This is a genomic window from Pseudomonas sp. MHK4 (genome assembly GCF_054600775.1).
Genome location: NZ_BAAIAK010000007.1, coordinates 97,059 through 123,713 on the forward strand (window position 1 = coordinate 97,059; position 26,655 = coordinate 123,713).

General features: G+C 60.6%; 27 protein-coding genes and 1 pseudogene. 13 read left to right on the top strand and 15 right to left on the bottom strand.

Features of this window, described 5'->3' with window-relative positions; genetic code table 11:
* Positions 1-152: 152 nt before the first annotated feature.
* Positions 153-563, bottom strand: a complete 411-nt coding sequence (locus ACYP2Q_RS18725) for an HPF/RaiA family ribosome-associated protein (RefSeq protein WP_274073962.1) — start codon at positions 561-563, stop codon at positions 153-155.
* A gap of 214 nt (positions 564-777) precedes the next feature.
* Positions 778-1,725 carry a LysR substrate-binding domain-containing protein gene (locus ACYP2Q_RS18730; RefSeq protein ID WP_459731908.1) on the bottom strand — a complete coding sequence of 316 codons (948 nt, stop codon included), beginning with the start codon at positions 1,723-1,725 and terminating at the stop codon, positions 778-780.
* A 135-nt stretch (positions 1,726-1,860) separates the two neighbouring features.
* Between ACYP2Q_RS18730 and ACYP2Q_RS18735 the strand changes: the two genes are divergently transcribed.
* Together ACYP2Q_RS18735 and ACYP2Q_RS18740 are read left to right on the top strand one after the other, a co-directional pair.
* A complete protein-coding gene (locus ACYP2Q_RS18735; protein WP_459731909.1) occupies positions 1,861-3,237 on the top strand; it encodes an L-serine ammonia-lyase in 1,377 nt (458 codons plus the stop codon).
* Positions 3,238-3,481: 244 nt separating this feature from the next.
* Positions 3,482-3,799: a DUF3509 domain-containing protein gene (locus tag ACYP2Q_RS18740; protein WP_459731910.1), complete on the top strand. Its 318-nt coding sequence runs from the start codon at positions 3,482-3,484 to the stop codon at positions 3,797-3,799.
* On the opposite strand, the gene ACYP2Q_RS18745 is transcribed toward ACYP2Q_RS18740, so the two are convergent.
* Positions 3,796-4,296 (bottom strand): phosphate-starvation-inducible protein PsiE, encoded by a 501-nt coding sequence (locus ACYP2Q_RS18745; protein ID WP_180205751.1) that lies wholly within the window; start codon positions 4,294-4,296, stop codon positions 3,796-3,798. The genes ACYP2Q_RS18740 and ACYP2Q_RS18745 overlap by 4 nt on opposite strands.
* 290 nt (positions 4,297-4,586) lie before the next feature.
* On the opposite strand from ACYP2Q_RS18745, the pseudogene ACYP2Q_RS18750 reads away from it, so the two are divergent.
* Positions 4,587-4,826: pseudogene (locus tag ACYP2Q_RS18750) on the top strand (YebG family protein); the annotation flags it as partial.
* Positions 4,827-5,008: 182 nt separating this feature from the next.
* Here the strand turns inward: ACYP2Q_RS18750 and ACYP2Q_RS18755 are convergent.
* Positions 5,009-6,028: a Glu/Leu/Phe/Val dehydrogenase family protein gene (locus ACYP2Q_RS18755; RefSeq protein WP_459731911.1), complete on the bottom strand. Its 1,020-nt coding sequence runs from the start codon at positions 6,026-6,028 to the stop codon at positions 5,009-5,011.
* 182 nt (positions 6,029-6,210) lie between these two features.
* Between ACYP2Q_RS18755 and ACYP2Q_RS18760 the strand changes: the two genes are divergently transcribed.
* Entirely contained in the window at positions 6,211-7,014 is an 804-nt protein-coding gene (locus ACYP2Q_RS18760; protein WP_459731912.1) for a SirB1 family protein, read from the top strand.
* Positions 7,015-7,078: 64 nt separating this feature from the next.
* Here ACYP2Q_RS18760 and maiA read toward each other — a convergent pair whose 3' ends face one another.
* From maiA to hmgA, 3 genes are read right to left on the bottom strand one after another with little or no spacing between them, the layout of a single operon-like run.
* Complete coding sequence (maiA, locus tag ACYP2Q_RS18765; RefSeq protein ID WP_459731913.1) at positions 7,079-7,714, bottom strand: maleylacetoacetate isomerase; 636 nt, start codon at positions 7,712-7,714, stop codon at positions 7,079-7,081.
* Between the two features lie 12 nt (positions 7,715-7,726).
* Positions 7,727-9,031: a fumarylacetoacetase gene (gene fahA, locus ACYP2Q_RS18770; protein WP_459731914.1), complete on the bottom strand. Its 1,305-nt coding sequence runs from the start codon at positions 9,029-9,031 to the stop codon at positions 7,727-7,729.
* Between the two features lie 3 nt (positions 9,032-9,034).
* Positions 9,035-10,339: a homogentisate 1,2-dioxygenase gene (hmgA, locus tag ACYP2Q_RS18775; RefSeq protein ID WP_459731915.1), complete on the bottom strand. Its 1,305-nt coding sequence runs from the start codon at positions 10,337-10,339 to the stop codon at positions 9,035-9,037.
* 160 nt (positions 10,340-10,499) lie between these two features.
* Between hmgA and ACYP2Q_RS18780 the strand changes: the two genes are divergently transcribed.
* Positions 10,500-11,294, top strand: a complete 795-nt coding sequence (locus ACYP2Q_RS18780) for an IclR family transcriptional regulator (RefSeq protein WP_459731916.1) — start codon at positions 10,500-10,502, stop codon at positions 11,292-11,294.
* A 7-nt stretch (positions 11,295-11,301) separates the two neighbouring features.
* On the opposite strand, the gene ACYP2Q_RS18785 is transcribed toward ACYP2Q_RS18780, so the two are convergent.
* The 7 genes from ACYP2Q_RS18785 to ACYP2Q_RS18815 all read right to left on the bottom strand — a co-directional run bounded on the left by ACYP2Q_RS18785 (position 11,302) and on the right by ACYP2Q_RS18815 (position 21,160).
* On the bottom strand, positions 11,302-13,857 hold the full coding sequence (locus ACYP2Q_RS18785) for a LuxR C-terminal-related transcriptional regulator (protein ID WP_459731917.1): 2,556 nt from the start codon (positions 13,855-13,857) through the stop codon (positions 11,302-11,304).
* 139 nt (positions 13,858-13,996) lie between these two features.
* Positions 13,997-15,367 carry a DUF1329 domain-containing protein gene (locus tag ACYP2Q_RS18790; protein WP_459731918.1) on the bottom strand — a complete coding sequence of 457 codons (1,371 nt, stop codon included), beginning with the start codon at positions 15,365-15,367 and terminating at the stop codon, positions 13,997-13,999.
* A gap of 24 nt (positions 15,368-15,391) precedes the next feature.
* Positions 15,392-17,185, bottom strand: a complete 1,794-nt coding sequence (locus ACYP2Q_RS18795) for a DUF1302 domain-containing protein (protein ID WP_459731919.1) — start codon at positions 17,183-17,185, stop codon at positions 15,392-15,394.
* A 530-nt stretch (positions 17,186-17,715) separates the two neighbouring features.
* Positions 17,716-18,627: an SDR family oxidoreductase gene (locus ACYP2Q_RS18800; protein ID WP_459731920.1), complete on the bottom strand. Its 912-nt coding sequence runs from the start codon at positions 18,625-18,627 to the stop codon at positions 17,716-17,718.
* A 270-nt stretch (positions 18,628-18,897) separates the two neighbouring features.
* Positions 18,898-19,800 carry an alpha/beta fold hydrolase gene (locus ACYP2Q_RS18805; protein ID WP_459731921.1) on the bottom strand — a complete coding sequence of 301 codons (903 nt, stop codon included), beginning with the start codon at positions 19,798-19,800 and terminating at the stop codon, positions 18,898-18,900.
* Positions 19,800-20,582 (bottom strand): class II aldolase/adducin family protein, encoded by a 783-nt coding sequence (locus ACYP2Q_RS18810; protein WP_274073980.1) that lies wholly within the window; start codon positions 20,580-20,582, stop codon positions 19,800-19,802. Before ACYP2Q_RS18810 ends, ACYP2Q_RS18805 begins: the two co-directional genes overlap by 1 nt.
* A gap of 122 nt (positions 20,583-20,704) precedes the next feature.
* Positions 20,705-21,160, bottom strand: a complete 456-nt coding sequence (locus ACYP2Q_RS18815; RefSeq protein WP_459731922.1) for a flavodoxin — start codon at positions 21,158-21,160, stop codon at positions 20,705-20,707.
* Positions 21,161-21,262: 102 nt separating this feature from the next.
* On the opposite strand from ACYP2Q_RS18815, the gene ACYP2Q_RS18820 reads away from it, so the two are divergent.
* Positions 21,263-21,739 (top strand): PAS domain-containing protein, encoded by a 477-nt coding sequence (locus ACYP2Q_RS18820; RefSeq protein WP_459731923.1) that lies wholly within the window; start codon positions 21,263-21,265, stop codon positions 21,737-21,739.
* 54 nt (positions 21,740-21,793) lie between these two features.
* On the top strand, positions 21,794-22,399 hold the full coding sequence (locus ACYP2Q_RS18825) for a hypothetical protein (RefSeq protein WP_323626012.1): 606 nt from the start codon (positions 21,794-21,796) through the stop codon (positions 22,397-22,399).
* An 18-nt stretch (positions 22,400-22,417) separates the two neighbouring features.
* Here the strand turns inward: ACYP2Q_RS18825 and ACYP2Q_RS18830 are convergent, their stop codons facing one another.
* Positions 22,418-23,377 (bottom strand): MerR family transcriptional regulator, encoded by a 960-nt coding sequence (locus ACYP2Q_RS18830; protein WP_459731924.1) that lies wholly within the window; start codon positions 23,375-23,377, stop codon positions 22,418-22,420.
* Positions 23,378-23,585: 208 nt separating this feature from the next.
* Between ACYP2Q_RS18830 and ACYP2Q_RS18835 the strand changes: the two genes are divergently transcribed.
* The 6 genes from ACYP2Q_RS18835 to ACYP2Q_RS18860 all read left to right on the top strand — a co-directional run bounded on the left by ACYP2Q_RS18835 (position 23,586) and on the right by ACYP2Q_RS18860 (position 26,619).
* Entirely contained in the window at positions 23,586-24,155 is a 570-nt protein-coding gene (locus tag ACYP2Q_RS18835) for an antibiotic biosynthesis monooxygenase (RefSeq protein WP_459731925.1), read from the top strand.
* A 60-nt stretch (positions 24,156-24,215) separates the two neighbouring features.
* Entirely contained in the window at positions 24,216-24,926 is a 711-nt protein-coding gene (gene folM, locus ACYP2Q_RS18840; protein WP_459731926.1) for a dihydromonapterin reductase, read from the top strand.
* Positions 24,927-24,945: 19 nt separating this feature from the next.
* On the top strand, positions 24,946-25,521 hold the full coding sequence (gene folE / locus ACYP2Q_RS18845) for a GTP cyclohydrolase I FolE (protein ID WP_459731927.1): 576 nt from the start codon (positions 24,946-24,948) through the stop codon (positions 25,519-25,521).
* 2 nt (positions 25,522-25,523) lie between these two features.
* Entirely contained in the window at positions 25,524-25,895 is a 372-nt protein-coding gene (gene folX / locus ACYP2Q_RS18850; protein ID WP_008054404.1) for a dihydroneopterin triphosphate 2'-epimerase, read from the top strand.
* Positions 25,896-25,991: 96 nt separating this feature from the next.
* Positions 25,992-26,288, top strand: coding sequence for a DUF1244 domain-containing protein (locus ACYP2Q_RS18855; RefSeq protein WP_459731928.1), 297 nt, complete (start codon positions 25,992-25,994; stop codon positions 26,286-26,288).
* Complete coding sequence (locus ACYP2Q_RS18860) at positions 26,281-26,619, top strand: HopJ type III effector protein (protein ID WP_459731929.1); 339 nt, start codon at positions 26,281-26,283, stop codon at positions 26,617-26,619. The genes ACYP2Q_RS18855 and ACYP2Q_RS18860 overlap by 8 nt, the downstream gene beginning before the upstream one ends.
* Positions 26,620-26,655 lie beyond the last annotated feature (36 nt).

Here is a 26,655-nt window from a genome sequence, read left to right on the forward strand (position 1 = left end):
ATCGTCATGGGGCCAGCAAGGCGCAATATTAATGATAAATATTCTCATACGCAAAGCTGTTGGATGAGATCAGGTTCAAGCAAGCACAAAAAGCAAAACGGGCCTGCAATGCAGGCCCGTTTTCTGTGGGAAGGTAAAAAGTGAATCAGGCGTCAGGCGTTTTGCGCAGCCTGTTCGTTTTCAAGAAACTCTTCTTCCAGGAGCACATCAGCGCGAGCCCTGGGCTCGAACGGCACCACAGCGGCGCGTGGTTTGCCTCGCAGTTTGCCGAACAGGTGTTCCAGCGCATGCTCGAGTTTCTCGGCGGCTCCGTCGATCGCCAGTTCCAGGCTGGCGGCTTTATGGGTGACAGAAATCGGTTGGTGGCCTTTTGGCCGCGCTTCCAGTTGGCAGCGCATATCGTGGGGACCGGGCTTGTCGCCGTTCTCGTCCCGCAGGTGAACCTCGACGCGTGTCAGGTCCTCTTCGTAGCGTTCGAGCGTGCTCTCAATGGTAGTACGTACCCACTCCTCCAGTCGTTTACTGCCTTGAATATGGTTATCGCTATTGACTTGGATTTGCATAGTTCATCCCTTATTTCAGCTAGCTCGCGAGAGGCCGGTCAGCTAAGCCCTTGGGCGTCATCACCGTGACCTCTTGGTTACACAATCGGTCTGTACGATGAACAATTCAACCCCTAAAAAAAGATAAATATCTATTCGCAAAAAAAGCCGGACAACCGGTAAAAGCGCTGTTAAGGTCGGGAGTTGGGTCGCCCCGCTCCTTCGTCACAAATTCTCACATCTGCTGCTCCGTCAGCGGGTGCAGGGTGCGAAAAATCCCCGCTTCCTCCACCAGCCAGTCATGCACCGCACGTACCCCCGGATGGCTCAGCGCCCCCGGTGCGTAGAGCACCATGTAACGCTTGTGATTGGGCACCGCCAGGCCGAACGGCACGATCAATGCGCCCCGCTCCAACTCATCATTGAGCAGCGTACGCCGGGCGATCGCCACGCCCATCCCGGCAATGGCCGCTTCAATGGTCAGGTGATTGCGATTGAAGGTATGCCCGCGCCGCACATCCGCGCCTTCGAAGCCGATGGCATCCAGATAAAACTCCCATTCCGCGTATTCGTAGCTGCCGCGCCAGGCAGTGATGTCGTGCAGCAACGGAAAATGCATCAGGTCCGCCGGACCGTGCAGCGGCGGACGACCGCGCAACAGGCCAGGGGCACAGACCGGGAAAATCTGCTCGTCGAGCAAGGCTGTGGATAACAGGCCCGGATAGCTGCCGTCGTTGAGGTCGATGGCCAGGTCAAAATCGCCTTCGTGCAACGGCACGCTGCTGTCTTCGGCCACCAGACGCAACTGTATGTCCGGAAACCGCTGCTGCAAGCGCGGCAGGCGCGGCGTCAGCCATTTGCTCAGGAAGGAAGGAATCGAACGCACCCGCAGCGTGCCGCTGATCATGCCGGCGTCGAGCCGGCGCAATTCCGCATCGATGCTGCCGTAGGCCTCGTTGACGGTAATGGCCAATCGTTGACCTTCGGCGCTCAGCTCCACGCCCCGGGCTCGTCGGTGAAACAGGCGAAAGCCCAGGCGCTCCTCCAGCTGCCGAATCTGCTGGCTGACCGCCCCCGGCGTGATGTGCAGTTCTTCGGCGCAACGGGTGAATGACAGGTGCCGCGCGGCACAGGAAAACACCTGCAGCCAGACATAAGTCTGGGCGTGTAATTGACGGCTCATCGTTTAGTCCTGCTAAAGGCTCTCTTAGGAAGTTTCGTTGGTCACGTAGTACCGAGGCAGGCAGTATCGCCTAAATTGCGCTTGTCCTACAGAAATGGCAGCGATTCATCCTCCATTACAGGAATAGGCTTTAGCATGGCTATCAGTGTTTTCGATCTCTTCAAAGTCGGCATCGGCCCGTCCAGTTCCCACACCGTCGGTCCGATGCGCGCCGCGGCGACCTTCGCCCAGGCGCTGGTCGACCAGGCTCTTCTGAGCGATGTACGGCGAGTGGAGATTCGCCTCTTCGGCTCCTTGTCGGCGACAGGCGTCGGTCACGCCACCGACCGCGCCTGCGTGATGGGCCTGATGGGCGAATGGCCGGACCGTATCGATCCCACCACCATCGACAGCCGCATCCACACCCTGCGGGAAACCGGCGCGCTGTCCCTGGCGGGTCGGGCGACTATTGCGTTCAACTGGTCCCGCGATCTGCTGCTGCTCGACGAGAGCCTGCCCTACCATCCCAATGCCATGTCCCTGACCGCGTTCGGCGAGACGGGCGAACTGTTCGAGCAAACGTACTACTCGATCGGCGGCGGTTTCATCATCGAGGCGGCAGAAGCCGAATCCGGTGTGGCACCGACCAGTGATGTGGTGCTGCCATACGATTTTTCCAGTGCCGCCGAATTGCTCAAGCTCTGCAACCAGCACGGTCTGCGGGTTGGCGAATTGATGATGGCCAACGAACGGGCCTGGCGCAGCGACGAAGAAATACGCCAAGGCTTGCTGCATATCTGGTCGGTGATGCGCGAGTGCGTCGAGCAAGGGCTGGAGCACGAAGGCATCCTCCCTGGAGGGCTGAATGTGCCCCGACGCGCGGCGAAACTGCATCGTAGCCTGTTGGAAATCGGCAAGCCGAACGTCATCACTTCGACCCTGTCGGCCATGGAATGGGTGAACCTGTTCGCCCTTGCCGTGAACGAAGAAAACGCGGCCGGCGGGCGCATGGTCACGGCCCCGACCAACGGCGCAGCGGGGATCATTCCGGCAGTCCTGCACTACTACATGAAGTTCAACCCTGATGCGTCGGACGATGACGTCGTGGCGTTCTTTTTGGGCGCTGCCGCCGTCGGCATTCTTTGCAAGAAAAACGCTTCGATCTCCGGCGCCGAAGTCGGCTGCCAGGGCGAGGTCGGCTCAGCCTGCGCCATGGCTGCCGCTGGCCTGGCAGAAGTACTCGGCGCCACGCCGGAGCAATTGGAAAACGCCGCCGAGATCGGCCTGGAACACAACCTCGGGCTGACCTGCGACCCGGTCGGCGGGCTGGTGCAAGTGCCATGCATCGAGCGCAACGCGATTGCTGCGGTCAAGGCCATCAACGCCACGCAGATGGCCCTGCGCGGCGATGGCAAACACTTCATTTCCCTGGATCGGGTAATCCGCACCATGCGCGACACCGGCGCCGACATGCACGACAAGTACAAAGAGACATCCCGTGGCGGCCTGGCGGTGAACTGGGTGGAATGCTGACCGGTTTGGTGGCACGCAGGCGATCAATGCCCTGAAACGGGCAGGCAAAAACACGGCGGGCCACGGTGCCCGCCTTGTTTATACCCGCGTTTCCTGTCTGACAATCCTTCCGGCATGGCCCTTGCTACATCCCGCTTGGAACAATGATGGCGATTTGACGAGAAATGGCCGATGGTCCGGCGTTGCGAACCAACCCGATCACGGCCGGTCAACAACTGCACGTTCAATCAAGCGGTGACGCATCATGGACAACCCTTTTCAGCTCATTACCGATGCCTTTGCAGCGGATTATCAGATCAACCTGAGCATTCAGGGTCTGGACGGCAGCATCATGCTGACCCTCTCCAACAGTGGCCGCGTAGTAGCAAAACGCATGATCAGTGCCGAGCAACGCAACGATCCCCAACGCCTCAAACGCCTGGTGCAGAGCATTCAGTTCGGCATCGCCATCGAACAGGGCCACAGCGCGGTGGCCATTCTCGAAGCCATGACCGATGGCAGCGCGCGCAGCCTGCCGCCACCCCCTGCGAAAAACCGGCCGCGCCCGGCCATCAGGCTTTAAAGCTCACCCTTCTCCACTTCCGGATGCTCACCCGACCCCGCACCGATCTTACGGTGCGGGTGCTCGATCTTCACCGACGGAAATTGCGAGGAGGCGTATCGCACCACGAGGATCGCAAACGCCAGCAGCAGGATCCCGCCGCACAGGTAAATGATCCCCAGGTCGGGTGGATTGTGATGGGACACGTTGGAAATCAGCAGACGGGTGAGCGCGGTGATCGCCACGTAGATCAGGAAACGCACCGGCATGTGGTTGGTCTTGAAGTAAATCCCGACCATCGCACCCAGTTCCAGGTAGATGAACAGCAGCAGGATGTCATCGATCTTGATATGCCCCTGCTCGAGCATGCCGAGAAACTCCATCACCGCGGCCCACGCGGTCACTGCACCAATGGCAAACAGCGCCAGGTAGTGGAAGGTCTCGACGAACAGGTTGCCCAGCGACTCGGCCAGTTCATGCACGTTCTGCCGCAGCTTTTCGGCCCAGTTGATTTTCACGATGATGCTTCCTTAGGTCGGCTCGACCGGATAATGCAGGTTGGACGTGACGGTTGTTCTGCATGCAGAAACAAGGCCACGACCATGATGGCGAGTCGCTGTTAACTACGCTCCGTGACGTTTGGTCGCAGCTACCTTTCTTTTACCAGCGGCCAGAAGCCTGACAAATCCGGAAACCGGCCTACATTAAAAAGCCACTACCCAAACTCCAGGGATTCGCTTATCCTTTGCTGTATATAGATACAGTAGTCGAATCAGACTGACAAATGTGAAGGCATGTGAGGTGGTGAATGGCCGTCGAAGTGGTATACCGCAGCAGCCGAGATCTGGAGCGCTTGTTCATGGATAAAGCCGAAGCTGATCGTCATGACAAAATGCTCGAGCTGGCCGAGTTGCTGGCTGAAGTGTTGCAAAAAGCCGTTCCGTCCCTGACCGAACAGCAAGTGGAAGAAGCAGGGATCTACATGGCGAAGAACCGCGATGTATTCGCCAAGGCGTTCAAGAGCCAGCCGGACGCATTGTCCGAGCTGCTCACTGCGCCGGCAGAAGTAGCGCAGCCGGTTGAACCGCCTGCCGCTGAAGAGACAAGCGCTGAACCGGTTGCCCCGGCCAAGCCCGCCAAGGCTGCAAAAGCAGCGAAGTCAACGTCGTAAAAATCAAAAGATCGCAGCCTTTGTTGGAGCTGCCGCAGGCTGCGATCTTTTGATCTTCATTATCGATACAACACTTTCTCCGCCAGCTCATCCGCCACTCGGGCAGGTGAGCGTTTTTCCGCCTGGGCATGGGCGAAGACTTCCGTGAGTCTCGAGCTTATTTTCGACAAATGCGCGGTGATGGTCCCCAACTCTTCGCCACGATGCTTGAGCGAAACATAGATCAACCCGCCGGCATTGATCACATAATCCGGCGCATACAGGATGCCCCGTCGTTCCAACTGATCGGCAACGTCCAGATGGGTCAGCTGGTTGTTCGCCGAACCGGCCACTGCCGAGCAGCGCAGTTGCGTCACGCTATGGCTGTTCAGCACCCCACCCAGACCACAGGGTGCGAGAATGTCGCAAGGCGTGCTGAGCAATGCATCGTTGGCAATCGGGTGCGCGCCGAGCTGCTCCATCGCCAGTTGGACCTTGCCGTGGTCGATGTCGCTGACCAACAGTTCGGCCCCGGCGGCGTGCAACTGTTCGGCCAGGGCAAAGCCGACGTTGCCCAGGCCTTGAATAGCGACTCGCAAGCCTTCGAGGTTGTCGCTGCCCAAGCGGGCCATCGCGGTGGCGCGAATACCGGTAAACACGCCCATCGCCGCGTGAGGAGCGGGGTCGCCCGCCGACGTGGTGCTGGTGACGTGCTGGGTCTGTTGGGCGATGCAATCCATGTCCGCCACTGAGGTGCCGCTGTCGATGGCGGTGATGTAGCGCCCGTCGAGTTGATTGATACAACGCCCGAAGGCTTCGAACAGTGCACCGCGATTGGCCACGTGGACGGGGCGAATAATCACCGCCACGCCGCCGCCCTGGGCCAGTCCGGCCAAGGCCGCCTTGTAGCTCATGCCTTGGGCAAGGCGCACCGCATCCTCGACCGCCGACTCGTCGCTGGGATAGGCAAGGTAACGACAACCACCCAGGGCAGGCCCCAGACGGCTGTTATGAATGGCAATCACCGCCTTCAACCCGGTGGCCGGGTCGACGCTCAGATGCAGCGATTCAAGGCGAGTGCTTTGCATGAGAGCGAACATCGTAAGGCTCCCGAATCACTTCTTGTAGTCGCCAGTATAGGCTTGCGCCCAAAAATTGCAGAAGCGCACCGGAATAAGCGAAGGCGCCGTGAAAGCTTTAGGTAATAACCGCGATTGCGCCTGTGCGGTACTGGACGGATGGCAAAGACCGGTCTAAAACGAGGCATAGCCCGGAGATTGTGATGACGCCGCGCCAATCGTTTTTCGCCTGCCTGCAACGATCACCGCCTGCGCTGTTCGAGGCGGCGCTGTGGATTGCCGTCGAACATGACGACCAGGTGAACCCCGAGTCGGTGCTGGCGCAGTTCAAGGAGCTGCAACAGCGAATCAGTGGCGGCTTGCCGATGCTGCCGGTGAGCGAGTTGGCGCAACCCTTGCTCAGGCGCATGGTCGAGTTGGGGTTCGCCCAGGACGACTTCGCCCCCTTGCGACCGCAAGTGGCATTGCTCGATAAAGTCCTGGAACGTCGCCGCGGGCAACCACTGGCCCTAGGGCTGATTGCTTTGGAACTGGCCCGAGGCCTGGAGATTCCTCTGGTTGGTGTCAACTTCCCGGGGCATTTCCTGCTGCGGGTGCCGGGCGCCGACCATCTGCTCGACCCCTGCGGCGGGCGGCGCCTCTACCCCAACGATTGCCGGGAACTGCTGCACCGCCAGTACGGCCCGAACATGAAACTCAACGCTGAGCACCTGGTCACCGCCGACCCCACGCAAATGCTCCAGCGCCTGTCACGCAATTTGCGCCAGCTGCATCTTTCCCACGACGATTTCATTGGCGCGCTGATCGACGCCGAACGCGTGCTGGAACTGGGCAACGCCAGCGCCTCCGACTACCTGGCCCGCGCCAGCCTCTACCAACGCCTGGATTGCCCGAATGCCGAGCGTTTTGACCTGGAACATGCCCTGCTGCTCAGCGACGATCCGATCCAGAGGATTCGCCTGACTGAGCGGCTCGGGCATCTACCGCCCAATTCCATTGTTCATTAAAAGCAAAAGATCGCAGCCTTTGTAGGAGCTGCCGCAGGCTGCGATCTTTTGATCCTGTTTTTTATCAAGGCGTATCAGGCTGGTTCGCCGGATGCGCCTTGATGAACGCCGGATGTGCCGCCGCCAACGCCGCCACTCGACGAATCCGAGGATACGCGTCAAGGGAAATGTTGAACCGCTCAGCCGCGTACAGCTGCGGGATGAGGTAGACATCGGCCAGACCTGGCTCAGGGCCGAAGCAATAACCCTCATCACCCAGCAACCGTTCCACAGACGCCAGGCCTTGGCTGATCCAGTGCCCGATCCACTCCACCACCTGCGGTTCATCGTGACCCAACTGGCGCAGACGGTTGAGCACGCTGACGTTGTGCAGCGGATGCACATCGCAGCCGATCACCGCCGCCACCCCACGCTCATGGGCGCGGCAAGCAAGGTTTTTGGACAGCAGCGGCACCTGTGGATAACGCTCCTCCAGGTATTCGATGATCGCTGGTGACTGGATCAGCAGGTCGCCCTCATCGGTGCGCAAGGCCGGCACTCGACCTTGCGGGTTGACGGCCAGATACGGCGGCTGCCGATGCTCGCCACCTGGCGGCGCGATCAGGTTGACCGGCAGCGCCTGGTAATCCAGGCCCTTCAACGCCAACGCAATCCGCACCCGATAGGACGAGGTCGAGCGGTAGTAGGTATAGAGCTGCATGACCCGATCCTCTTAACGCGCCGACACGACTGTGCCGCGGCATTCACCGAAGCCGATGGAGGCAAAACCTTCGCGACTGCAACGGCCGCGCAAGATGATTTCGTCGCCGTCTTCAAGGAACTTGCGCACCTCGCCCGAGGCCAGCTCGATGGGCTTCTTACCGCCCTCGGTGATCTCCAGCAAACTGCCGAACTGACCATTTTCCGGCCCGGACAAGGTGCCCGAACCGAACAGGTCGCCGGCCTGCAACTGGCAGCCGTTGACGCTGTGGTGCGCGACCATTTGCGCCACGGTCCAGTACATGTGTTTCGAGTTGCTCAGGGTCAGGCGATGGGCAGGCAGGTTCTGTTCGCGCATGGTTTCGGTCAGCAGGAGCACTTCCAGCTCGATGTCAAACGCGCCGGCGGCTTGATCGCGCTTGTCGAACAAGTACGGCAGCGGCTGCGGATCGCCTTCCGGGCGTGTTGGTTGGGCGCGGCGGAACGGCTCCAGCGCTTCGGCGGTCACGACCCACGGCGAAATGCTGGTGATGAAGCTCTTCGACAGGAACGGCCCCAGCGGCTGGTATTCCCAGGCCTGGATGTCGCGCGCCGACCAGTCGTTGAGCAGGCAGAATCCGGCGATGTGATCGGCGGCGTCACCAATGGCGATGGAGTCGCCCATGTCGTTGCCCTGGCCGATCCAGATGCCCAGCTCCAGTTCATAGTCCAGGCGTGCGCACGGGCCAAAGGTCGGCTCGATCTGGCCAGCGGGCAGCGTCTGGCCTTTCGGACGGCGAACGTCGGTGCCCGACGGGCGAATGGTCGAGGCGCGACCGTGGTAGCCGATGGGCACGTACTTGTAGTTCGGCAGCAACGGATTGTCCGGACGGAACAGCTTGCCGACGTTCTGGGCGTGCTCGATGCCGACGTAGAAGTCGGTGTAGTCGTTGATTTTCGCCGGCAGGTGCATTTCGCAATCCGCGGCCAGTGGCAGCAGTTTTGCGCCCTGGGCTTCGATCTTGCCGTGCAGGGTGCTGCCGTCCTTGAGCAGTTCGACCAAGCGTTCACGCAAGGCCACGCGAGCCTCGCGGCCCAGTTCGAAGAACGCATTCAGCTGGCCGCCACGGGTGGCTTCGACGGCGGCTTTTGCAGCGCCCTCGAACAGGCCGGCCTCGAGTGCCGCCTGCAGATCGAAGATATGGTCGCCGATGGCCACGCCACTGCGCGGCGCCGAACCCTTCACGCTGAACACGCCCAGCGGCAGGTTCTGCAGCGGGAAATCCGCATGATCGTTGGCCGAAGCAACCCAGCTGCGAGTATTGGAAGTTTGCGTCATGGGTTATCTCCGGGTCGGGTCGAAAGTGGCGGGCAGCGTGGCCCAGCAAGCATCGTAGTTGGTTTGCAGTTCCGGGCAATCGAGGGCATAGCGGCTCGGACGCAACACCTGGCTGGTCTCGAACATGAAGGCCATGGTGTTGTCGATTTTCGCAGGCGTAAGCTCAGCGTTGACCGCTTTGGTACAAGTTTCGCCGTCAGGCCCGTGAGCGCTCATGCAGCTGTGCAGCGACGCGCCGCCGGGCACGAAACCTTCGGCCTTGGCATCGTACTCGCCCTGGATCAGGCCCATGAATTCGTTCATCAGGTTGCGGTGGAACCACGGTGGACGGAAGGTGTTCTCGGCCACCATCCAGCGTGGCGGAAAGATCACGAAGTCGAGGTTGGCCAAGCCGTGGACGCTGGTCGGCGAGGTCAGAACCGTGAAGATCGACGGGTCCGGGTGATCGAAGCTGACCGTGCCGATGGTGTTGAAACGGCGCAGGTCATATTTGTACGGCACGTTGTTGCCGTGCCAGGCGACCACGTTCAACGGAGAGTGATTGAGCTCGCAGCCCCACAACTGGCCGAGGAACTTCTGCACCAGGGTCGTGGGTTGTTGCAGATTTTCGTAGGCCGCCACCGGGGTCAGGAAGTCCCGCGGATTAGCCAGGCCGTTGCTGCCGATCGGCCCCAGGTCCGGCAGGCGCAATGGTGCAGCGTGGTTCTCGGCGATGTAGCCGCGCGCTTGCGGGTCGAGCAGTTCGACACGAAATTTCAGCCCGCGAGGCAATACGGCAATTTCCAGGGGCTGCACTTCCAACACGCCCAGTTCGGTGGCGATGCGCAGACGGCCCTGTTGCGGCACCAGCAGCAGTTCACCGTCGGCGTTGAAGAACACGCGCTCCATGGAACGGTTGGCGCGGTACTGGTAGATGCTGATCCCCGCCGGTTTATCCGCGCCGGCGTTGGCTGCCATGCTCACCAGGCCGTCAATGAAATCGGTCGGCTCGGCGGGCATATCCAGCGCGTTCCAGCGCAGGCGATTGGGCGTCACGTCACCCAACGGGCCGCCGGCCAGTTGCCGATCGAGCTTGACGAATGCCGGGTGATTGGCCGAAGGCTGAATGCGATACATCCAGGTCCGCCGCGCTTCGCTGCGGGCCATGGTGAAGGCAGTGCCGGAGAACAGTTCGGTGTAGAGACCGTACGGCGCTTTTTGCGGGGAGTTCTGGCCGATGGGCAGTGCACCGGGCAACGCCTCACTGCTGAATTCGTTGCCGAAGCCTGACTGATAGGCCAGTGCTGGCGTCGTTGAATCGGAGTTCATGGAGCCTCCTGAACAGGGAGTCGGCAATGGCCCTTCACGCTATGACAGCGATCATGGCACGCCTGGGTTATTTTTATCGTAATCTGATTACGCATAACGTAATTTGATTGGTATTGACCGTCAAGCTATAAAGACGCCCATTCGTCCCGGGATCCCCTCCATGGAAAAGCCTGAAAGCAACGGTAAACAGAAAGTCCGCTCCGCCGAGGTGGGTACCGACATCCTCAAGGCATTGGCCGAGCTGTCGCCCTCGACCTCGTTGTCGCGCCTGGCCGAGCACGTGCAAATGCCGGCGAGCAAGGTCCACCGCTATTTGCAGGCGCTGATCGCCAGTGGTTTCGCCGAACAGAATGCCGCGACCAACCATTACGGGCTGGGCCGCGAAGCCTTGCGAGTCGGGTTGGCGGCACTCAACAGTATGGACGTGCTGAAAGTCGCCGCCCTGCCGTTGGCCGAGTTGCGCGACGACTTGAACGAAACCTGCTTTGTCGCGGTGTGGGGCAATCAGGGCGCGACCGTGGTGCATATCGAGCCGGCGGTGCGCGCGGTGACGGTGGTGACCCAACTGGGCTCGGTATTGCCGCTGCTCAGTTCATCGACCGGCCTGGTCTTCGGCGCCTACCTGCCCAAGCGCGAAACCGTCGAGTTGCGCGAGCAGGAACTGCAATCCGCCAACGCTCATTCCCTCGGCGATGATCAGGCCTACGAATCGCTCTGCGGGCAGATCCGCGACCGCGGCTTGCACCATGTGCATGGTTTGCTGATGCCCGGCGTCGATGCACTGTCGGCACCGGTGTTCAACGCAGTCGGGCAGGTGGCGGCCGTGATTACCATCGTCGGCCCGACCTCGTTGTTTCATGCCGACGAAAACGGCCCGGCAGCCCAGCGTTTGCTGGCGGCAACCCGGGCCGTGAGCTGGCGGATGGGCTATGAACCGTCGACTGTCATCGGCTAGACGGACTTCAAATGATAATGCCCAATTCTTTCGCCTTGGCCACGGCTTGCGTCCTGCGCTCCACACCCAACTTGCCGTTGATGCGTCGCGCGTGGGTCTTGACCGTATGCAAGGAAATGAACAACAGATCGGCAATCTGTTGATTGGAGTTGCCCTGCGCCACTAACCTCAGCACCTGTATTTCACGCTGGCTCAACTGGTTTTGGGCTGCACTCGGTGCCTGGGGATCATCGCGCGACCCGGTCAGCCCAATGGCTTGCGGTAGCTGCGCCTGGCGCAACTGCAAATCGCGCAAAGCCTGTTGCAGGTTGCACCGCTCGACCAGTGCCAGTCCTTGCGCCAGTGCTTGCCGGGCACCATCAGGATCGCCTTCAAGCCAGGCGACTTCCGCCAGCGCCAGATGCAATTGCCCTTGCAGGGCCGTCATCCCCCGCTGCCTGGCCCGTTGCAGTTGGGCTTCAAGTCGCTCCAGAGGCGTTTGTGCCTGCCCCAGGTAAACCTCGGTCAGGACCAGCAGAAATTCCAGACCCTCGATCAGCTCCAGCGTGGCCGGCGGGGCCTGGCGTGCACAGGGGCCGTGATAGTGACGCAGCACCCGGGTCAGGGCCTGGTGCGCCAGTTGCGGTCGGCCTTGTTGCAGCCAGAAATGGATGCTGGTGTGCAGCAAGACTCCGCGATACACCGTCTCGGGAATCCGCCGTTGCTGCATCAACCGTTCGGCGTCGCGCAGCAGGTCGAAAGCCTGGGCGTAATCCAGCCGATTGGCCGCCAGCTGGGCCAGCCCCAGAAAACCATACAGCGCACGTTTGTCCTGGCTGCGCAAGCAGAGCTGCAGGCCGCTCTCGAAGTACGTGGCCGCCTGCTGCTCCCGGCCCAGGCTCAAGTTCAAGCGGCCACGACGCAGGGCGATCCGTCCCAGCAAGGGCTCGGCATTCGCATGCTGCCGGCAGAGCAGACTGTGCATGTGGCCGAGCAACTCATCGGCCCTGCCGGACGCTCCCCGCTGCTCGAGCAATTGCGCGTGATCGAGTTCCAGCAACCCTTCCAATACCAGTGATCCTTGTGCCCGGGCGAGGCACAACGCTTCGCGATTGAGCGCCTGTGCGACGTCAAGTTCGCCCCGCAGCAAGGCCTGTTGGGTCAAACCGGACAGGCACATCAGCCGTGCAGGCCAACACTGCGCGGCGAGCTCGTCGAGCGCCTCGAGAAAGTGCACCCTTGAAGCGTCCATGCGCCCCTGCAAATGCAGCAGCCAACCTTGTTGAGCCTGCCAGCGTGCGATCAATTGCCGTTCGAGGAACGCCGACGGCTGGGGCGTGAATCGGGACAATTGCTCGATACACTCGGCCGCCTCCTCAAAGCGCCCGGCGAACAACAAGGCCGCAGTGATCAACCCGACCAGTTGCGGCGAACCGAACATCAGTTCCTCGCCTCGTTGCTCGTGCAAGCGCAGCAGCAGTACCACGGTCTGCTCTTCAAACAACTGCTCGAAACCGAAATGCTGCAACAGGCTGACGGCGACCTCGAACTCCTGTGCCAGCAAGGCCTGTTCGAACGCGGCCTTCCAGTCCTGCTCGGCAACGAACCACTGACAGGCACGACGATGCCAGAAGCGGCCGGCCGGCCATTGCTCATCACGCATCAACCGGCTCAGGGGCGCGAAAACCTGCCACCAGTCTGTCGAGTCCCGCCAGGGTTCGATGAAACAACCCAGCGCCTGCAACGCACTCAAGTATTGCGCGCCCTCGCCGGCGCCGAACAGGTGATCGCTGAGCCGGGCGTTGAAGCGTGGCAACTGCGCCAGCACCCGCCAGGCCTCGGCAAGTTCCGGCGCCAGATGGGCGAAGAGCTCATGCTCCAGATAGTCGTGCAGGGTATCCGGTCGACCGTTGGGCGTGTCGTGGCCGGTCCAGTCGCATTTTTGCAGCAACGCTATCCGAACCCCGGCGCACCAGCCACCACTGTCGCGGAAAATTCTCTCGGCAGCTTTCGCTGCCAGGGCCGGTTCCAGGTGATGCAACAGTTTCTCGATTTCATCCTGATTGAACGCCAGGGCAGCGCGTTCGCCATCGTACAGTTCATCACCCAGCAGTAGTCGTGGCCAATTGCATTGCGGACGTCGCCGCCCGTTAAGCCACCAGGTGAGCATCGGGCTGCTGCCGGCCAGCAACCGGTCGAGCAACAGGTCCAGCTCGGGGTGAGGAACACGGCAGTAGTCATCGATAAACAGCCAGGTCGCTGTCGGCAATCGCGCCAGGTACTCCAACAATTGCGACTCGTCCGACGTTGCCAGTCCCAGCGTTTGCGCCAGGCGCTGGCAAAAGCCATCCACGCTGAGCGCCTCACCGGCCATTGGCAGCCAGCGGACCTGGCAGGTTGCAGGTGCATTGAGCATGCACTCGACGAGCAGCGCACTCTTGCCACTGCCGGCCGGCGCACAGAGCAATTTCACCCGTGCCGTCGAGGCCAGCAACGGCTCGACCAGACGCGCGCGATACAGGTGATGGGGAGACAATCGGGGCAGGTGTCCAGGACGGTCCAGACTCGTCGTCATGGCAGTCATAGTGGTGCGCCTTTTTATTTTTGTGGCGCCACCCTAGCCCTCTGTTGAGCGCTTGTTGAAGAAGTATTCAACACACTTATCGAGCCCTATAAAAAAGGTGACCGCAAAGTCACCTTTTTGTGTAAACCCTGTAGGAAATTTACCTCACGCCTGTACTCCGCAGCGCTGCAGGCGTGTAGTCCCCCGCTTTGGCAGCGATGTTGAATTCGAAGCTGCGTTTCTCCTCGTTCTTCATTCCCAGGGCGATGTAACGCCCGGCAATCAGGTCGTACAGCGCTTCGACCGTGTAGGCCGGGACTTGATGATCGTAGTAGAACTGCGCGTGCCCTTCGGCTACTCGCCAGAGCTGGCCACGACCGTCGTAATGATCGGCCAGGGCCACCTGCCAGGTGTCTTCGTCGATGTACATGTGGCGCTTGGCATACACATGCCGCTCGTTGGGCTTGACCGTGGCGACGACCTCCCAGACCCGATGCAGCTCATAGCGGGTCAGGTCCTGATTGATGTGCCCGGCCTTGATCACATCCGTGTACTTGAGGTCGGGCGAGTCCAGCTTGTAGCTGTTGTAGGGGATGTACATTTCCTTCTTGCCGATCAGCTTCCAGTCATAGCGATCCGGCGCTCCGGAAAACATGTCGAAGTTGTCGGTGGTACGCAACCCGTCGGACGAAGTGCCCACGCCGTCATAGGCCACTTGCGGTGCCCGGCGCACGCGGCGCTGACCGGCGTTGTAGATCCAGGCCTTGCGAGGTTCCTGGACCTGGTCGAGGGTTTCGTGAACCAGCAGCACGTTGCCCGCCAGGCGAGCCGGCGCGGTGACTTCCTGCTTGAAATAGTTGAGGACGTTTTCATCGCTGCCTGGCTTCAAGTCACCCAGCAGCGATGGCACCGCCACTTCGTCCTTGAAGCGGATGACCGTGAAATCGCCATTGGACTGGGGTGTTGCCTGGGTGATGGTGCGACGCAGGTTACCGCCGTGATAACGGGTGATGTGGTTCCAGATCACCTCGACCCCGTTCTTCGGAATCGGAAAGGCGTAGTAGCGATTGCCGGTGAAATTGGCCAGGCCGTTGCCGTCGTTGGTCGGTGTAACATTCAGTGCGCTGCGCTTGGCCGCCTCGTAAACCTCGGGCGGCAGCGCCGCTGTGCGATGGCTCGGATAGACCGGTATTTTGTAGGTCTCGGGGTAGCGTTTGAACATCGCGACCTGGCCATCGGACAGCTTGTCCTTGTACTGGTCGACCGTTGCGGCGGTGATGATGAACAAGGGTTTTTCATTGGCGAACGGATCGGCCAAAAAACCCTTGCTGTCCACCGCCCCTGCATTCTTGGGAATGCCGCCGGTCCACGCTGGAATCGTTCCGGCGGCATTGCCGGCCTTCTCGGCGCCCAGCGGCGTAAGGCTGGTACCGAGCTTGTTGGCTTCCTCGGCCGATACCGCCGCCATCACGTTGACGGCCAGCAGACTCAGGGCCAGGGCGGTGCCCAATTGCAGAATCATCTTGCGCATTGAATTCATCCTTTTTCAGCCAGGTCAGAAGTTCACGCCAAAGCTCAACGCGACGAAATCGCGGTCTTCGAGCACGTTGTAGTCACCGCCGAAGAAGTCGGTGTAACTGAGGCTTGCGGTGTAGGTGTTGCGGTAGTCCGCATCGACGCCGAGGCTGACGGCCTTGGCCCCTTCATTGAACAGCCCGTTGGGGCCGTAGCCGGCGACGTCGTGGGACCACGACAGGTTGGGACGGAAATTGATCCCGGCGATGACGTTGTTGTAATCGAGGATGGCGCGGGCGCGATAACCCCAGGAGGTCGACGTGACGAAACCATCGGTATCGCCGCCGAATCCGTATTGGCCGTACACCGAGTCGCGGCCGTAGCGCAACTTGCTGCGCGACTCCAGGCCACCGACCCGGACCACCGCCGCTTCACCCACCAAGGTCAGGCGATCCGCGCCCGCGACCTGATCGACGAAGTGCGTCAGGGTGCTCTGGACCTGGGTCACTTCCTTGCGCCGATAGCCTTTGTTGTCGGCGCCCGGTGAGGTTTGGATCGGCGAGGCGGCGCCACCAGCGATCGGGTTGAGCATCGCCAGGGTCAGGTCGGTGCTGTTGATCTGCACCGGCAGGTTGGGGCGATAGCTGATCTCGCCGGTCCATGCCGTACCGGTGGACAAGGTGGTGGAGAAACTCGCGCCATACAGGCGAATGTCTTCCGGGTATTCAAGGTAATACTGTCCGCGACCGAGCATCACGCTTTGCGCCAGCCCCGAACCACTGCCGGGTGCGATGGCATTGGCCGCGGCGACGATGCGCGGAATACTCGCCAGCGTGGCGAGACCGGCTGTAGTGGTACCGACATTCGGCGTGCGACTGTGATAGTTCATGAAGTACAAGCCGTACTCGGTGTCGTCCCCCAACCAGCGCAACGCCGTGCCCCACTGCCCGGAATCGCGGGCGTCACGGTCGCCGCCACGGGGCACGACCACGCCTTCGCGGGTGACCTCGAAGCCCTGGCCAAACGCAGCGGCAATCGGCTGCAAGGGCGCAATGGCCGGGCTGGCCACGGTGTAGCCCTTGTCACACCCATCGGCCACCACGTCGACGCCGAAGAAGGTGCCGCAGTTATCGACGACGGTCTGGTCCCACTCCAGTTGATAGAAGCCTTCCACGGTCAACTTGTCCGTCAGGCCCTGGGAGGCGAACAGCATGTTGACCGGAATCAGGCCCTCCTTGATCTCCGCACCAGGACGGCGGAAGGCGGACACGTCCACCGGGTTGATGCTGTTGATCGAGTTGCCGATGAAGGTACTTTCGCCCCAACTGACCACCTGCTTGCCAGCGCGCACCGTGCCCGGCAGATCGGCGATGGAATAGTTGTGATAGACGAAGGCATCGAGGATCTGCCCACCGGACGACTTGGCACCCTCCTTGCGATTGTGATCGCTGATCGGCTTGAACGGTCGGTCTTCGTCCTTCAACTCGAAGTCGTACCAGTACTTGCCACGGACGAACACGCCCGTATCGCCGTACTTGAGCTCCAGGTCGTGAATGCCCTTGAAGATCTTCGAGAAGGTTTCACCCTTCTTGAAATTCTGCCGCCCGTCGTCACCGGTCGACGCCTGCCCGCTGCCGCCGTTGACGGTGCCGACCAGGGCATCATCGGCATCTCGCATGCCCCAGCTCGCACCGACCGACAGCGAAGAGTCGAACGTGCCCTCGATTTCCCCAATGTTGAATGAAAGCGCCTGCGCCTGGGCACAGCACCCCAAGGCCACCGCAACGGCCAGCGCCTGCGGTGTGAAGATGGCGCGCATTGTTGTTTTTGTCATGCGTCTTCCCCGGTGAGTGACAGAAGGCCTCACCCTACTGCCGAGCGCCGGGGTCGATAAGCGCACCAAGGAGGTATTCGTGATGTCGCTCGAAAGGATGACGGGCTGCGTGGCACGGGGGATAACGCGGGGGCATAGACACACTGGATGTGGCGGCATCAATCATAAACATGGTCTACGCTGCTGGCAGGCAGGACTGTTGCGCTAACCGTAACGGTGCATCTTCGCGATCGCTATTTTTCCTTTGCCGGCAAAGACTTATTCTTGCCCTGCGCTTTCGGGAAAACAGTCGCAAAGCGCGAAGCAACCCAAGGTGCCCTGCCCTCGCGGTTCGCGACAGATTTCAGATGATTTGAACGTATCGAGTCATCACCCCGTGTACATCGACGTTGATTTGTAGCTCCTGGATCCAACGTCTTCTTCGGCCGCTGCGTTTGCAGCGGCCTTTTTTTATGGGGCAACGTTTTCAAGGGAAGAGGGCAAATCGAAGAAAGGCAGAGCCCGTGTGGACCCTGCCCGATGAAGCCTGATCAGATCGAATACTTCTGCAAATTCCCCATCATCTCCTTCAGCGCCTCAATGTTGTCCTTCGGATGCGCCGCACCCTCAAAATCACAAATCTGCTGCCAGTGCGCGGCGACGTCTTCCGGGGAGAAACCCACTCGCGGATCGAACCCGGCGCCGAGGCTGCGTTCCCAGCGCACCTTGCCCATCCAGCCGCCGCCGACTTCGAACAGCCCGGAGGTTTCCTGGCAGTTTTCGCTGGCCAGGTACACCACCAGCGGGCTGACCAGTTCCGGTTTGAGTTGTTCGAACACTTGCGGCGGGATCAGGCCTTCGGTCATGCGGGTACCGCCGGTGGGGGCGATGGCGTTGACCAGGATGTTGTTCTTGCGGCCTTCGATGGCCAGGGTGCGGGTCAGGCCGTAGAGGCCGAGCTTGGCCATGCCGTAGTTGGACTGGCCGAAGTTGCCGTAGATGCCCGAGGTGGACGCGGTGAAGATGACCCGGCCGTAGTTTTGCTCACGCAGGTGCGGCCATGCGGCGCGGGTGACCTTGTAGGCACCTTCGACGTGGACGCGGTAGACCAGGTCCCAGTCGCCATCTTCCATTTTGTGAAAGGTCTTGTCGCGCAGGATGCCGGCGTTGTTGACCACCACGTCGACGCGGCCGAAGGCGTCGAGGGCGTGCTGGACAATTTTGTCGCCGTCGGTGACCGAGTCGTGGTTGGCCACGGCAGTGCCGCCCGCTTCGCGAATTTCGTTGACCACGCGGTCTGCCGCCGAGGCGTTGGCACCTTCGCCCTGGGTCGAGCCGCCGAGGTCATTGACCAGCACCTTGGCCCCCTGTTTGGCGAACAGCAGTGCGTGCGCCCGTCCCAGGCCGCCACCCGCACCGGTGATGATCACGACTTTATCTTCGAAACGCACAGACTCATTCATGGGGAACTCCAGCAGGCCAGGGACATTGGATTGGAGTGTCAGGCACGGCGTTGCGGGTCACAATGAACACGGGGAAAGCTGAATGGTGTGCGATAAGGTAAGGGGATGATGAGCATGAACCCTAACCCTGTAGGAGCGAGCTTGCTCGCGAAAAACCTGAGAGCACCGCGGGGTGTCAGGCTCCCCGCGTCATCGTTGACCTCCATCGCTGGCAAGCCAGCTCCTACAGGGGATCTGGTGTGGTCGCGAGGGCCGGTTTCTAAAGGGCTCCTAGGAGCAAGCCACCTTGAGCGGCGTTGAGATCAACCGGTCGCGAAACGCCAGGTAGTGCTTGAGCACCAGGCACGGCGCTTCGATCTGTGGGTAATGGCCAATGTCGCTGAGCAGGACCGCGTCCGGGTTGGGTATCAGTTCACGGTAGCGCGCCACCATGTGCGCACCGGAAATCGGATCGACCTCACCATCTATCACCCGCAGCGGCACGTCGCCGCGCTGCATCGCGCCGACCCAACGCTCGCGCTGGGTGCGACGCTCGGGGATGTAGGCAATCAATTTGTGCATGACCCGTGGCCCGTGATTGCTTTCAACCAGGCTCCAGAAATCATCCATCTGGCTCTCGCTGGGGCGGGTCTGCGGGCCGAAGATCTGGCGGAAACTCTTCACCAGGCCATCGCGACTGAACGCACGGCCGATCATCCACCCCAACGGGCTGAGCAGGAGTTTTTGCATCAGTACCGGGCGATGGGTTTCGGGGAACAGCCCGCCATTGAGGAACACGCAACTGGCGAGGTTGATGCTCGCTTCGTAGTGCCGGGCCAGCAGTTCCTGAGCCACGCTGTCGCCGTAGTCATGGGCCAGCAGGTGCAACGGTTGCTCGACGTTCAGATGAGCCAGCAGCGCCTGTTGCAGATCGGCCTGCTCCAACAGGCTGTACTCGTGATTCAGCGGTTTGGCCGAATCGCCGAAACCGAGCATGTCGCAGGCAATCACCCGATAGCGCTGGGCCAATGGCTGCCAGAGGTAATGCCAGTCCCAACTGGCGCTCGGGAAGCCATGGATGAGCAGCAACGGCTCACCCTGCCCCGCCGTCCAGTAACGGATGGCCTGACCGCGGAATATGAAAGTCTGGCCGCGCTTGCGCCAGACACTCAGGGGAATCTCGGCAAGTTGCATTAGAGTTTATATCCCGGGTCGAGTTTATCGAGCTTGCGCAGCAGCGCCGGCCAGGCCAGCGCTCCGCCCATTCCTTGAGCACTTTTGGTGACACCGGCGATCATCGCCTTGGCCCCCGCGAGAATCTGCGGTTCGATGGCAATCAGTTCTGCCCCGCCGTTCTGCGCCATGACCTGGATGTCGCAGGCGCGCTGAAAGATGAACATCGCCAGGAAAGTGTCGGCGATGGTGCTGCCGCAGGTCAGCAGACCGTGGTTGTGCAGCATCAGGAAATTGTTTTCTCCGAGGTCGGCTTGCAGTCGCGCCTTTTCCTCGTGGTTGAGGGCAACCCCTTCGTAGGCGTGATAAGCCAGGCTGGACAGGACAAACAGCGACTGCTGGCTGATCGGCAAAATGCCTTGTCGCTGCGCCGACACCGCCACACCCGAGGCCGTATGGGTGTGCAGCACGCACACGACATCGTGGCGAACTTCATGCACCGCGCTATGGATGGTGTACCCCGCCGGGTTGATCTCGTAGGGGCTGTCCATCAACTTGTTGCCGGCCTGGTCGACCTTGACCAGGCTCGACGCGGTGATTTCGTGAAACATCAGCCCATAGGGGTTGATCAGGAAGTCTTCGGTGCCCGGCACCTTGGCGGAGATGTGGGTGAAAATCAGGTCATCCCAGCCATGCTGGGCGACCAGGCGGTAGCAGGCAGCGAGGTCGACGCGGGCTTGCCACTCGGCAGCGCTGACCTGGTCTTTGACGCTGGAAGCGGATTGGACGGGGGCTACGCTCACGGCAAGGAACCTCGGTTTTTATTATGGAGTGTTTCCAATGACTAACGAGTCTAGTCACCCTCCGAGGTTCGCGTAGTTGCATTGGCAGCCAGCTTGATGGCCGAGCGAGTCAGCGGTGTCGATCAACCCCGCAGGGCGTCGACCAGTTCCGCCAGCCAGGGCTCGGCGTCCGTTTCCGGGGTCACGCTTTCACTGGCGTCCAGGCGCAGCATCGGCAGGACTTCGACAATGCCCAACTCACCGAACAGCTCACGCATCAGCTCGCCACCGCCGCAAAAGGTATCGCCATAGCTCGCATCGCCCAGGCCGATCACCGCCCCCGGCAAGCCTCGCCAGGCACTGGGCAGCAGGTCGCGAATCATCGAGTACAGGGATTGCAGGTTGTCGGGCAGCTCGCCCATGCCGGTGGTCGACGTCACGGCCAGCAAGGCTTCGGGCGCGAAGGCCTGAAGATCGGCGAGGCTTGCACGGGGGTTGTGGAAGGTTTCGAAACCGGCGTCTTTCAAAATATTGGCGGCATGGCGGGCAACTTCTTCAGCCGTACCGTACACCGAGCCGGAAATGATGGCGACTTTCATCAATCTGATCCTGAAGCTGAATAAAAGACCGGGATATTAACAGCACGGTCTGGATTGTTCTTTTAGAATCCCACAGACAACCAACAAGGAAGGGTTTCACCGATGATCAACGCGAAACTGCTGCAGCTGGCGATCAATGCCTCCAACGACGGTATCGTGATTGCCGAAAAGGAAGGCGATCAAGACAAGATCCTGATCTACGTCAACCCGGCTTTCGAACGCCTCACCGGCTACACCAGCGAAGAAATCCTCTACCAGGATTGCCGCTTCCTGCAGTCAGGCGACCGCGACCAGGATGCCCTGCCGAAGATTCGTGACGCGTTGGACAGTGAAGGCTCCTGCCGGGAAATCCTGCGCAACTATCGCAAGGATGGCACCCCGTTCTGGAACGAACTGTCGCTTTCGACGGTGAAAAATCCGAATGACGGGCAGGTTTATTTTATCGGCGTACAGAAAGACGTGACCATTCAGGTCAAGGCGCAGCAGCGCGTGGCGCAACTTGAAGCGCAACTGGCCGAAGTCCAGGCCGAGCTTGATGCGCTCAAAGCGACGAACGGCAAAAACAAAACCGCGAATTAATTGTCATTAACTACAATCACCAGTGTCTCTGTAACTAAATCTTTCGAGCCCACCATGCAACGCGACGCGCTCCTGACCCAGGATGAGCTGGATTTTATCCAGACCATGCAACACAACCCGCAGCTGAATGTGCGGGATGCGACGTCGAGCCTGCTCGTCAACGGTGGGTCGCAGATCCGTGACCTGCTCACGCGCCTGGCTGCGCATGAGCAGGTCACCCTGCAAGCCAACTTCGAAAACCAGCAAATGACCTTCCCCCTGCACCTGGTGGAAGACGAGTTTCATGCCATGCATCTGCGCCTGGGCGTGCCCAGCATTTATGAAGGCGGGCCATCGGTCCGGCCATGGCGGCTGGTGCTCGACGAACCGGTGGCGTTGGAAAATGCCAAGGGTCAACCCGGCACCCTGTGGGTGCACGAAGTATCGTTCAAAGGGGTTTTGCTGGAGATTCGCAACAAGACCAAAGCACCCAAGCATTTTGCCTTGTGGTTCAGCCCCTCAGGCTATGAGCGAATCGCCTTGCGTGGCACGCTGGAAAAAGAAACCGAGCAGGGTTTCTTTGCTTACCAGTTGAGCCAGAACGACCTGGATGAAACCGAGCGCCTGCGCCAGTTCATTCTGCAACAGCATCGTTTGACCCATCCGACCCTGCACCTCTGACCCCTGCCCCTCTGAATCTCAGGTATCCAGGCTGCCTGCCAGAAACTGGTTCAAGCGCTGGCGCATCACCGAGCCCTCGTTTCCCAGGCAACCGATCGACGACCCGGCCAGGCTATCCTGTGCCAGGTCACAAGCGTCACCGGCCAGCAACAACGGACACTCCAGGCTCATCGCCAGCCGATTCAGGCGCCGGGGCAAGTCGGGGCTGGGGACGTGATTGGAAAACAGCACCAGTGCCCGGGGCTTGATCCTCTCGCAGACCAGGGTCAGTTCATCAAACGGTTGCCCGGTGGTCAGCACCCGCACCCCCATTTGATCGTTTGCGAGGAACAAGGCTGCGATCAGCAATTCAAGCTCGCGACACTGGCCTGCCAAGGCGCTGAGGATGACTCGCCTGGGATGCCTGTCACGGATCAGAAGCAACCGCTGGACCACCCGCGAACGCAGGAAACCATCAAGGAACAGCCACTCGCTGGCCCGGCCAAAGGTGTCCTGGCGCTGCAGCAATTGCCTCCACAGCGGAAGAAGAATGTCCTGGAAAACAACCGCCTGGGAGTAGCTGGAAAAAATCTGCCCGTAGACCTGTTCCAGCCGGATGTCGTCAAAAGCACTGACCGCAGCTGCAAGCTGTTGCTGCCATTGTGCGTAATCGGCCTGCACCAGATCACTGGGGATGATGTGGGCCAGTGCCTGTAACGGCGCCGCCTTGGCCAGGATCTTGGCAATCTTGCTGACCGCCACGCCGCGCTCGATCCAGTTGAGGATGCTGCGGACCCGCTCGATATCAGTCATCGAATACAGGCGATGCCCGCTTTCGGTGCGCGTGGGCACGATCAGGCCATGACGTCGCTCCCATGCGCGAAGCGTGACCGGGTTCACCCCGGTCAGGCGCGCCACCTCGCGAATCGGAAAAAGCTCTTCCCGTTCAAGGGAGAGTGCCGGTGACACACTTGGGCCAACGTCGGTGATGACAGGCATTTATAAGCCTACGTCCGTGTATTGTGCATGTCGCATTCTCCTCCGCTGCACCTCCATGATTCAAGGAATTGATTGTTACGAAGTCGACCGACGTCGCAGGTAGAATCTGGAATAATACTTGCTTGTCCCGAGATGCAGCCCACCACCCCGGTGCTGCGCCTGGCGAAACTCCTACCCGGAGCGACGCATTTGTTTACGGAGATACATGATGTCTACCTCCCCCGTCACGCTGATGGTGGCGCGTCGCGTCGCCGATGGGCGTTATCAGGACCTGATGGCCTGGTTGCGCGAAGGCGAACAACTGGCCACCGACTTCCCCGGTTACCTGGGCTCCGGCGTGCTCGCTCCACCGCCTGACGATAACGAATTCCAGATCATTTTCCGCTTCGCCGACGAACCGACGCTGCACGCCTGGGAACACTCGGCTTCGCGTACCACCTGGCTGGCCCGTGGCAGCGACTTGTTCGCTCACCCGAAGGAACATCGGGTCAGTGGCATCGAAGGCTGGTTCGGCGCGGCGGGACAACGGCCGCCACGCTGGAAACAGGCTGTTGCGATCTGGTTGGCGTTTTTTCCGGTGTCCCTATTGTTCAATCTTGTGCTTGGGCCGTTGCTGGGGGAAATGACGCTATTGCTTCGCGTGCTGATCAGCACCCTGTGCCTGACCCCGTTGATGGTCTATTTCTTCATACCGTTGTCGACCCGGCTGTTGGCCAATTGGTTGAACAGCACATCTGCTCGACCATTGCCCGCCGCACCGTCCACCCAAAACCGCTGAAATAGGTAGACCGCCCCGGTCGCTGGTATAGTTTTGCTCTTACCGCGATGCGAGCCGTTCATGACCTCTTCCGCAGCCCCCATTCTGATCACCGGTGCCGGCCAGCGTGTCGGCCTGCACTGCGCGCAGCGCTTGCTCGAAGACGGCCATCGGGTAATTTTCAGTTACCGCAGCGAACGTCCCGGCGTGCAAACCCTGCGTGACCTGGGGGCGATTGCACTGTTCGCGGACTTCTCCAGCGAAGCCGGGATCGTCACTTTCATCAGTGAGCTGAAAACCCATACCGACAGCCTGCGGGCGATTGTCCATAACGCCTCCGAATGGCTGGCCGAAACCCCGGACACCGATGCCACGGCATTCACCCGCATGTTCAGCGTGCACATGCTGGCGCCTTACCTGATCAACCTGCACTGCGCCGACCTGCTCGAACGTTCGAGCCCCGCCGACATCGTGCACATCAGCGATGACGTGACCCGCAAGGGCAGCAGCAAGCACATCGGCTACTGCGCCAGCAAAGCCGGGCTCGACAGCCTGACCCTGTCCTTCGCCGCCAAATACGCGCCCGGCATCAAGGTCAACGGGATATCCCCCGCCCTGCTACTGTTCAATGCCGACGACGATGCGGCCTATCGCGCCAAGGCACTGGCCAAATCCGCGCTGGGCATCGAACCTGGCAGCGAAGTGATTTACCAGAGTCTGCGTTACTTGCTCGACAACCCTTATGTCACCGGCACGACCCTGACCGTCAACGGCGGAAGGCACATCAAATAAGTGTCCCTGAGGAACTTCCATGACGCTTTCGCTACCCCAGAATCGCCTGTCACAGAGTTATCGCGAGATCCTCATCGGTCTCGGTGAAAACCCCGAGCGCGAAGGCCTGCGTGACACGCCGCTGCGCGCGGCCAAGGCCATGCAGTACCTGTGTCATGGTTACGAGCAAAGTGTCGAGGAAATCATCAACGGTGCCTTGTTCGCATCCGACAACGATGAAATGGTGATCGTCGACAACATAGAGCTCTACTCCCTGTGCGAACATCACATGCTGCCCTTCATCGGCAAGGCCCATGTGGCTTATATTCCAACGGGCAAGGTGCTGGGGCTGTCGAAGATCGCGCGGCTGGTGGACATGTTCGCCCGCCGCCTGCAGATCCAGGAAAACCTCACCCGGCAAATCGCCGACGCTGTGCAACAGGTGACCGGCGCGGCCGGCGTCGCCGTGGTCATCGAAGCGCAGCACATGTGCATGATGATGCGCGGCGTCGAGAAACAGAATTCGACCATGAACACCTCGGTGATGCTCGGCGCCTTCCGCGAATCGAGCAACACCCGCCAGGAGTTCCTGCAATTGATTGGACGGAGCAAGTAGCAATGCCACAACTTCAACCAGGCATGGCGCGCATCCGGGTCAAGGACCTGTGCCTGCGCACCTACATCGGCATCAACGAGGATGAAATCCTCAACAAGCAGGATGTGTTGATCAACCTCACCATCCTGTACGCAGCCCAGGAAGCGGTGCGCGACAACGATATCGATCATGCGCTGAACTACCGCACCATCACCAAGGCGATCATCGCCCACGTGGAAGGCAATCGCTTCGCCCTGCTCGAACGCCTGACCCAGGAACTGCTGGACCTGGTCATGGCCAATGAGTCGGTGTTGTACGCCGAAGTCGAAGTCGACAAGCCTCACGCCCTGCGATTCGCCGAGTCGGTGTCGATTACGCTTGCAGCGAGCCGCTAGCTTCAAGCTTGAAGCGGCAAGCTGTAAACTTCACCACACCGCCATCCATCTTGCAGCTTGAAGCTTGCCGCTTGAAGCTGCCTCGCAGAGACTCCCATGACCGATCAAGAACGCCTTGAGCTCGAAGCCGCCGCCTTCCGCCGGCTGGTGGCCCACCTGGACAGCCGCAAGGATGTGCAGAACATCGACCTGATGAACCTTTCGGGCTTCTGCCGCAACTGCCTGTCGAAGTGGTACAAGGCCGCGGCCGAAGAGCGCCAGATCGAGGTTAGCCTCGATGAAGCCCGCGAAGTGGTCTACGGCATGCCGTACGCCGAGTGGAAAGCCCAATTCCAGCAAGAAGCCAGCGCCGAACAACAAGCGGCGTTCGCCAAAGGAAAACCCAATGAGTGATTTGAACACCCTGCGCGTCAGCCTCGATAGCGGCGAACATGTCTTCGCCGATACATTGGCATTCATTGCCGCCGGTTACGACTACCAGCCCCAGGCCTTCAACAATGGCGGCGTGGAAAACGCCGCCGGGCAGAACGAAGGTTCGTGCAAGACCCTGGGCCTGGCATTGCTGGAAGGCCTGAGCGATGACGAAGCGCTGCTGGCGTTCGGTGAGCATTACCGTTCGGTGCTGGCGACGCCTGAAGGCAGCGATCACGGTAACATCCGTGCGTTGATGGCCCATGGTCTGGCCGGCGTCATATTCACTCGGCAACCGCTGACTCGCCGGTAAACGCTGCACTGTGGGAGCCGGCTTGCCGGCGAAGGC

Excerpts from the sequence above, each read along its gene's own strand:
- ACYP2Q_RS18725 (WP_274073962.1), bottom strand. The coding sequence starts at position 563 with ATGCAAATCCAAGTCAATAGCGATAACCATATTCAAGGCAGTAAACGA.
- ACYP2Q_RS18730 (WP_459731908.1), bottom strand. The coding sequence starts at position 1,725 with ATGAGCCGTCAATTACACGCCCAGACTTATGTCTGGCTGCAGGTGTTT.
- ACYP2Q_RS18735 (WP_459731909.1), top strand. The coding sequence starts at position 1,861 with ATGGCTATCAGTGTTTTCGATCTCTTCAAAGTCGGCATCGGCCCGTCC.
- ACYP2Q_RS18740 (WP_459731910.1), top strand. The coding sequence starts at position 3,482 with ATGGACAACCCTTTTCAGCTCATTACCGATGCCTTTGCAGCGGATTAT.
- ACYP2Q_RS18755 (WP_459731911.1), bottom strand. The coding sequence starts at position 6,028 with ATGTTCGCTCTCATGCAAAGCACTCGCCTTGAATCGCTGCATCTGAGC.
- ACYP2Q_RS18760 (WP_459731912.1), top strand. The coding sequence starts at position 6,211 with ATGACGCCGCGCCAATCGTTTTTCGCCTGCCTGCAACGATCACCGCCT.
- maiA (WP_459731913.1), bottom strand. The coding sequence starts at position 7,714 with ATGCAGCTCTATACCTACTACCGCTCGACCTCGTCCTATCGGGTGCGG.
- fahA (WP_459731914.1), bottom strand. The coding sequence starts at position 9,031 with ATGACGCAAACTTCCAATACTCGCAGCTGGGTTGCTTCGGCCAACGAT.
- hmgA (WP_459731915.1), bottom strand. The coding sequence starts at position 10,339 with ATGAACTCCGATTCAACGACGCCAGCACTGGCCTATCAGTCAGGCTTC.
- ACYP2Q_RS18780 (WP_459731916.1), top strand. The coding sequence starts at position 10,500 with ATGGAAAAGCCTGAAAGCAACGGTAAACAGAAAGTCCGCTCCGCCGAG.
- ACYP2Q_RS18785 (WP_459731917.1), bottom strand. The coding sequence starts at position 13,857 with ATGACTGCCATGACGACGAGTCTGGACCGTCCTGGACACCTGCCCCGA.
- ACYP2Q_RS18790 (WP_459731918.1), bottom strand. The coding sequence starts at position 15,367 with ATGCGCAAGATGATTCTGCAATTGGGCACCGCCCTGGCCCTGAGTCTG.
- ACYP2Q_RS18795 (WP_459731919.1), bottom strand. The coding sequence starts at position 17,185 with ATGACAAAAACAACAATGCGCGCCATCTTCACACCGCAGGCGCTGGCC.
- ACYP2Q_RS18800 (WP_459731920.1), bottom strand. The coding sequence starts at position 18,627 with ATGAATGAGTCTGTGCGTTTCGAAGATAAAGTCGTGATCATCACCGGT.
- ACYP2Q_RS18805 (WP_459731921.1), bottom strand. The coding sequence starts at position 19,800 with ATGCAACTTGCCGAGATTCCCCTGAGTGTCTGGCGCAAGCGCGGCCAG.
- ACYP2Q_RS18815 (WP_459731922.1), bottom strand. The coding sequence starts at position 21,160 with ATGAAAGTCGCCATCATTTCCGGCTCGGTGTACGGTACGGCTGAAGAA.
- ACYP2Q_RS18820 (WP_459731923.1), top strand. The coding sequence starts at position 21,263 with ATGATCAACGCGAAACTGCTGCAGCTGGCGATCAATGCCTCCAACGAC.
- ACYP2Q_RS18825 (WP_323626012.1), top strand. The coding sequence starts at position 21,794 with ATGCAACGCGACGCGCTCCTGACCCAGGATGAGCTGGATTTTATCCAG.
- ACYP2Q_RS18830 (WP_459731924.1), bottom strand. The coding sequence starts at position 23,377 with ATGCCTGTCATCACCGACGTTGGCCCAAGTGTGTCACCGGCACTCTCC.
- ACYP2Q_RS18835 (WP_459731925.1), top strand. The coding sequence starts at position 23,586 with ATGTCTACCTCCCCCGTCACGCTGATGGTGGCGCGTCGCGTCGCCGAT.
- folM (WP_459731926.1), top strand. The coding sequence starts at position 24,216 with ATGACCTCTTCCGCAGCCCCCATTCTGATCACCGGTGCCGGCCAGCGT.
- folE (WP_459731927.1), top strand. The coding sequence starts at position 24,946 with ATGACGCTTTCGCTACCCCAGAATCGCCTGTCACAGAGTTATCGCGAG.
- folX (WP_008054404.1), top strand. The coding sequence starts at position 25,524 with ATGCCACAACTTCAACCAGGCATGGCGCGCATCCGGGTCAAGGACCTG.
- ACYP2Q_RS18855 (WP_459731928.1), top strand. The coding sequence starts at position 25,992 with ATGACCGATCAAGAACGCCTTGAGCTCGAAGCCGCCGCCTTCCGCCGG.
- ACYP2Q_RS18860 (WP_459731929.1), top strand. The coding sequence starts at position 26,281 with ATGAGTGATTTGAACACCCTGCGCGTCAGCCTCGATAGCGGCGAACAT.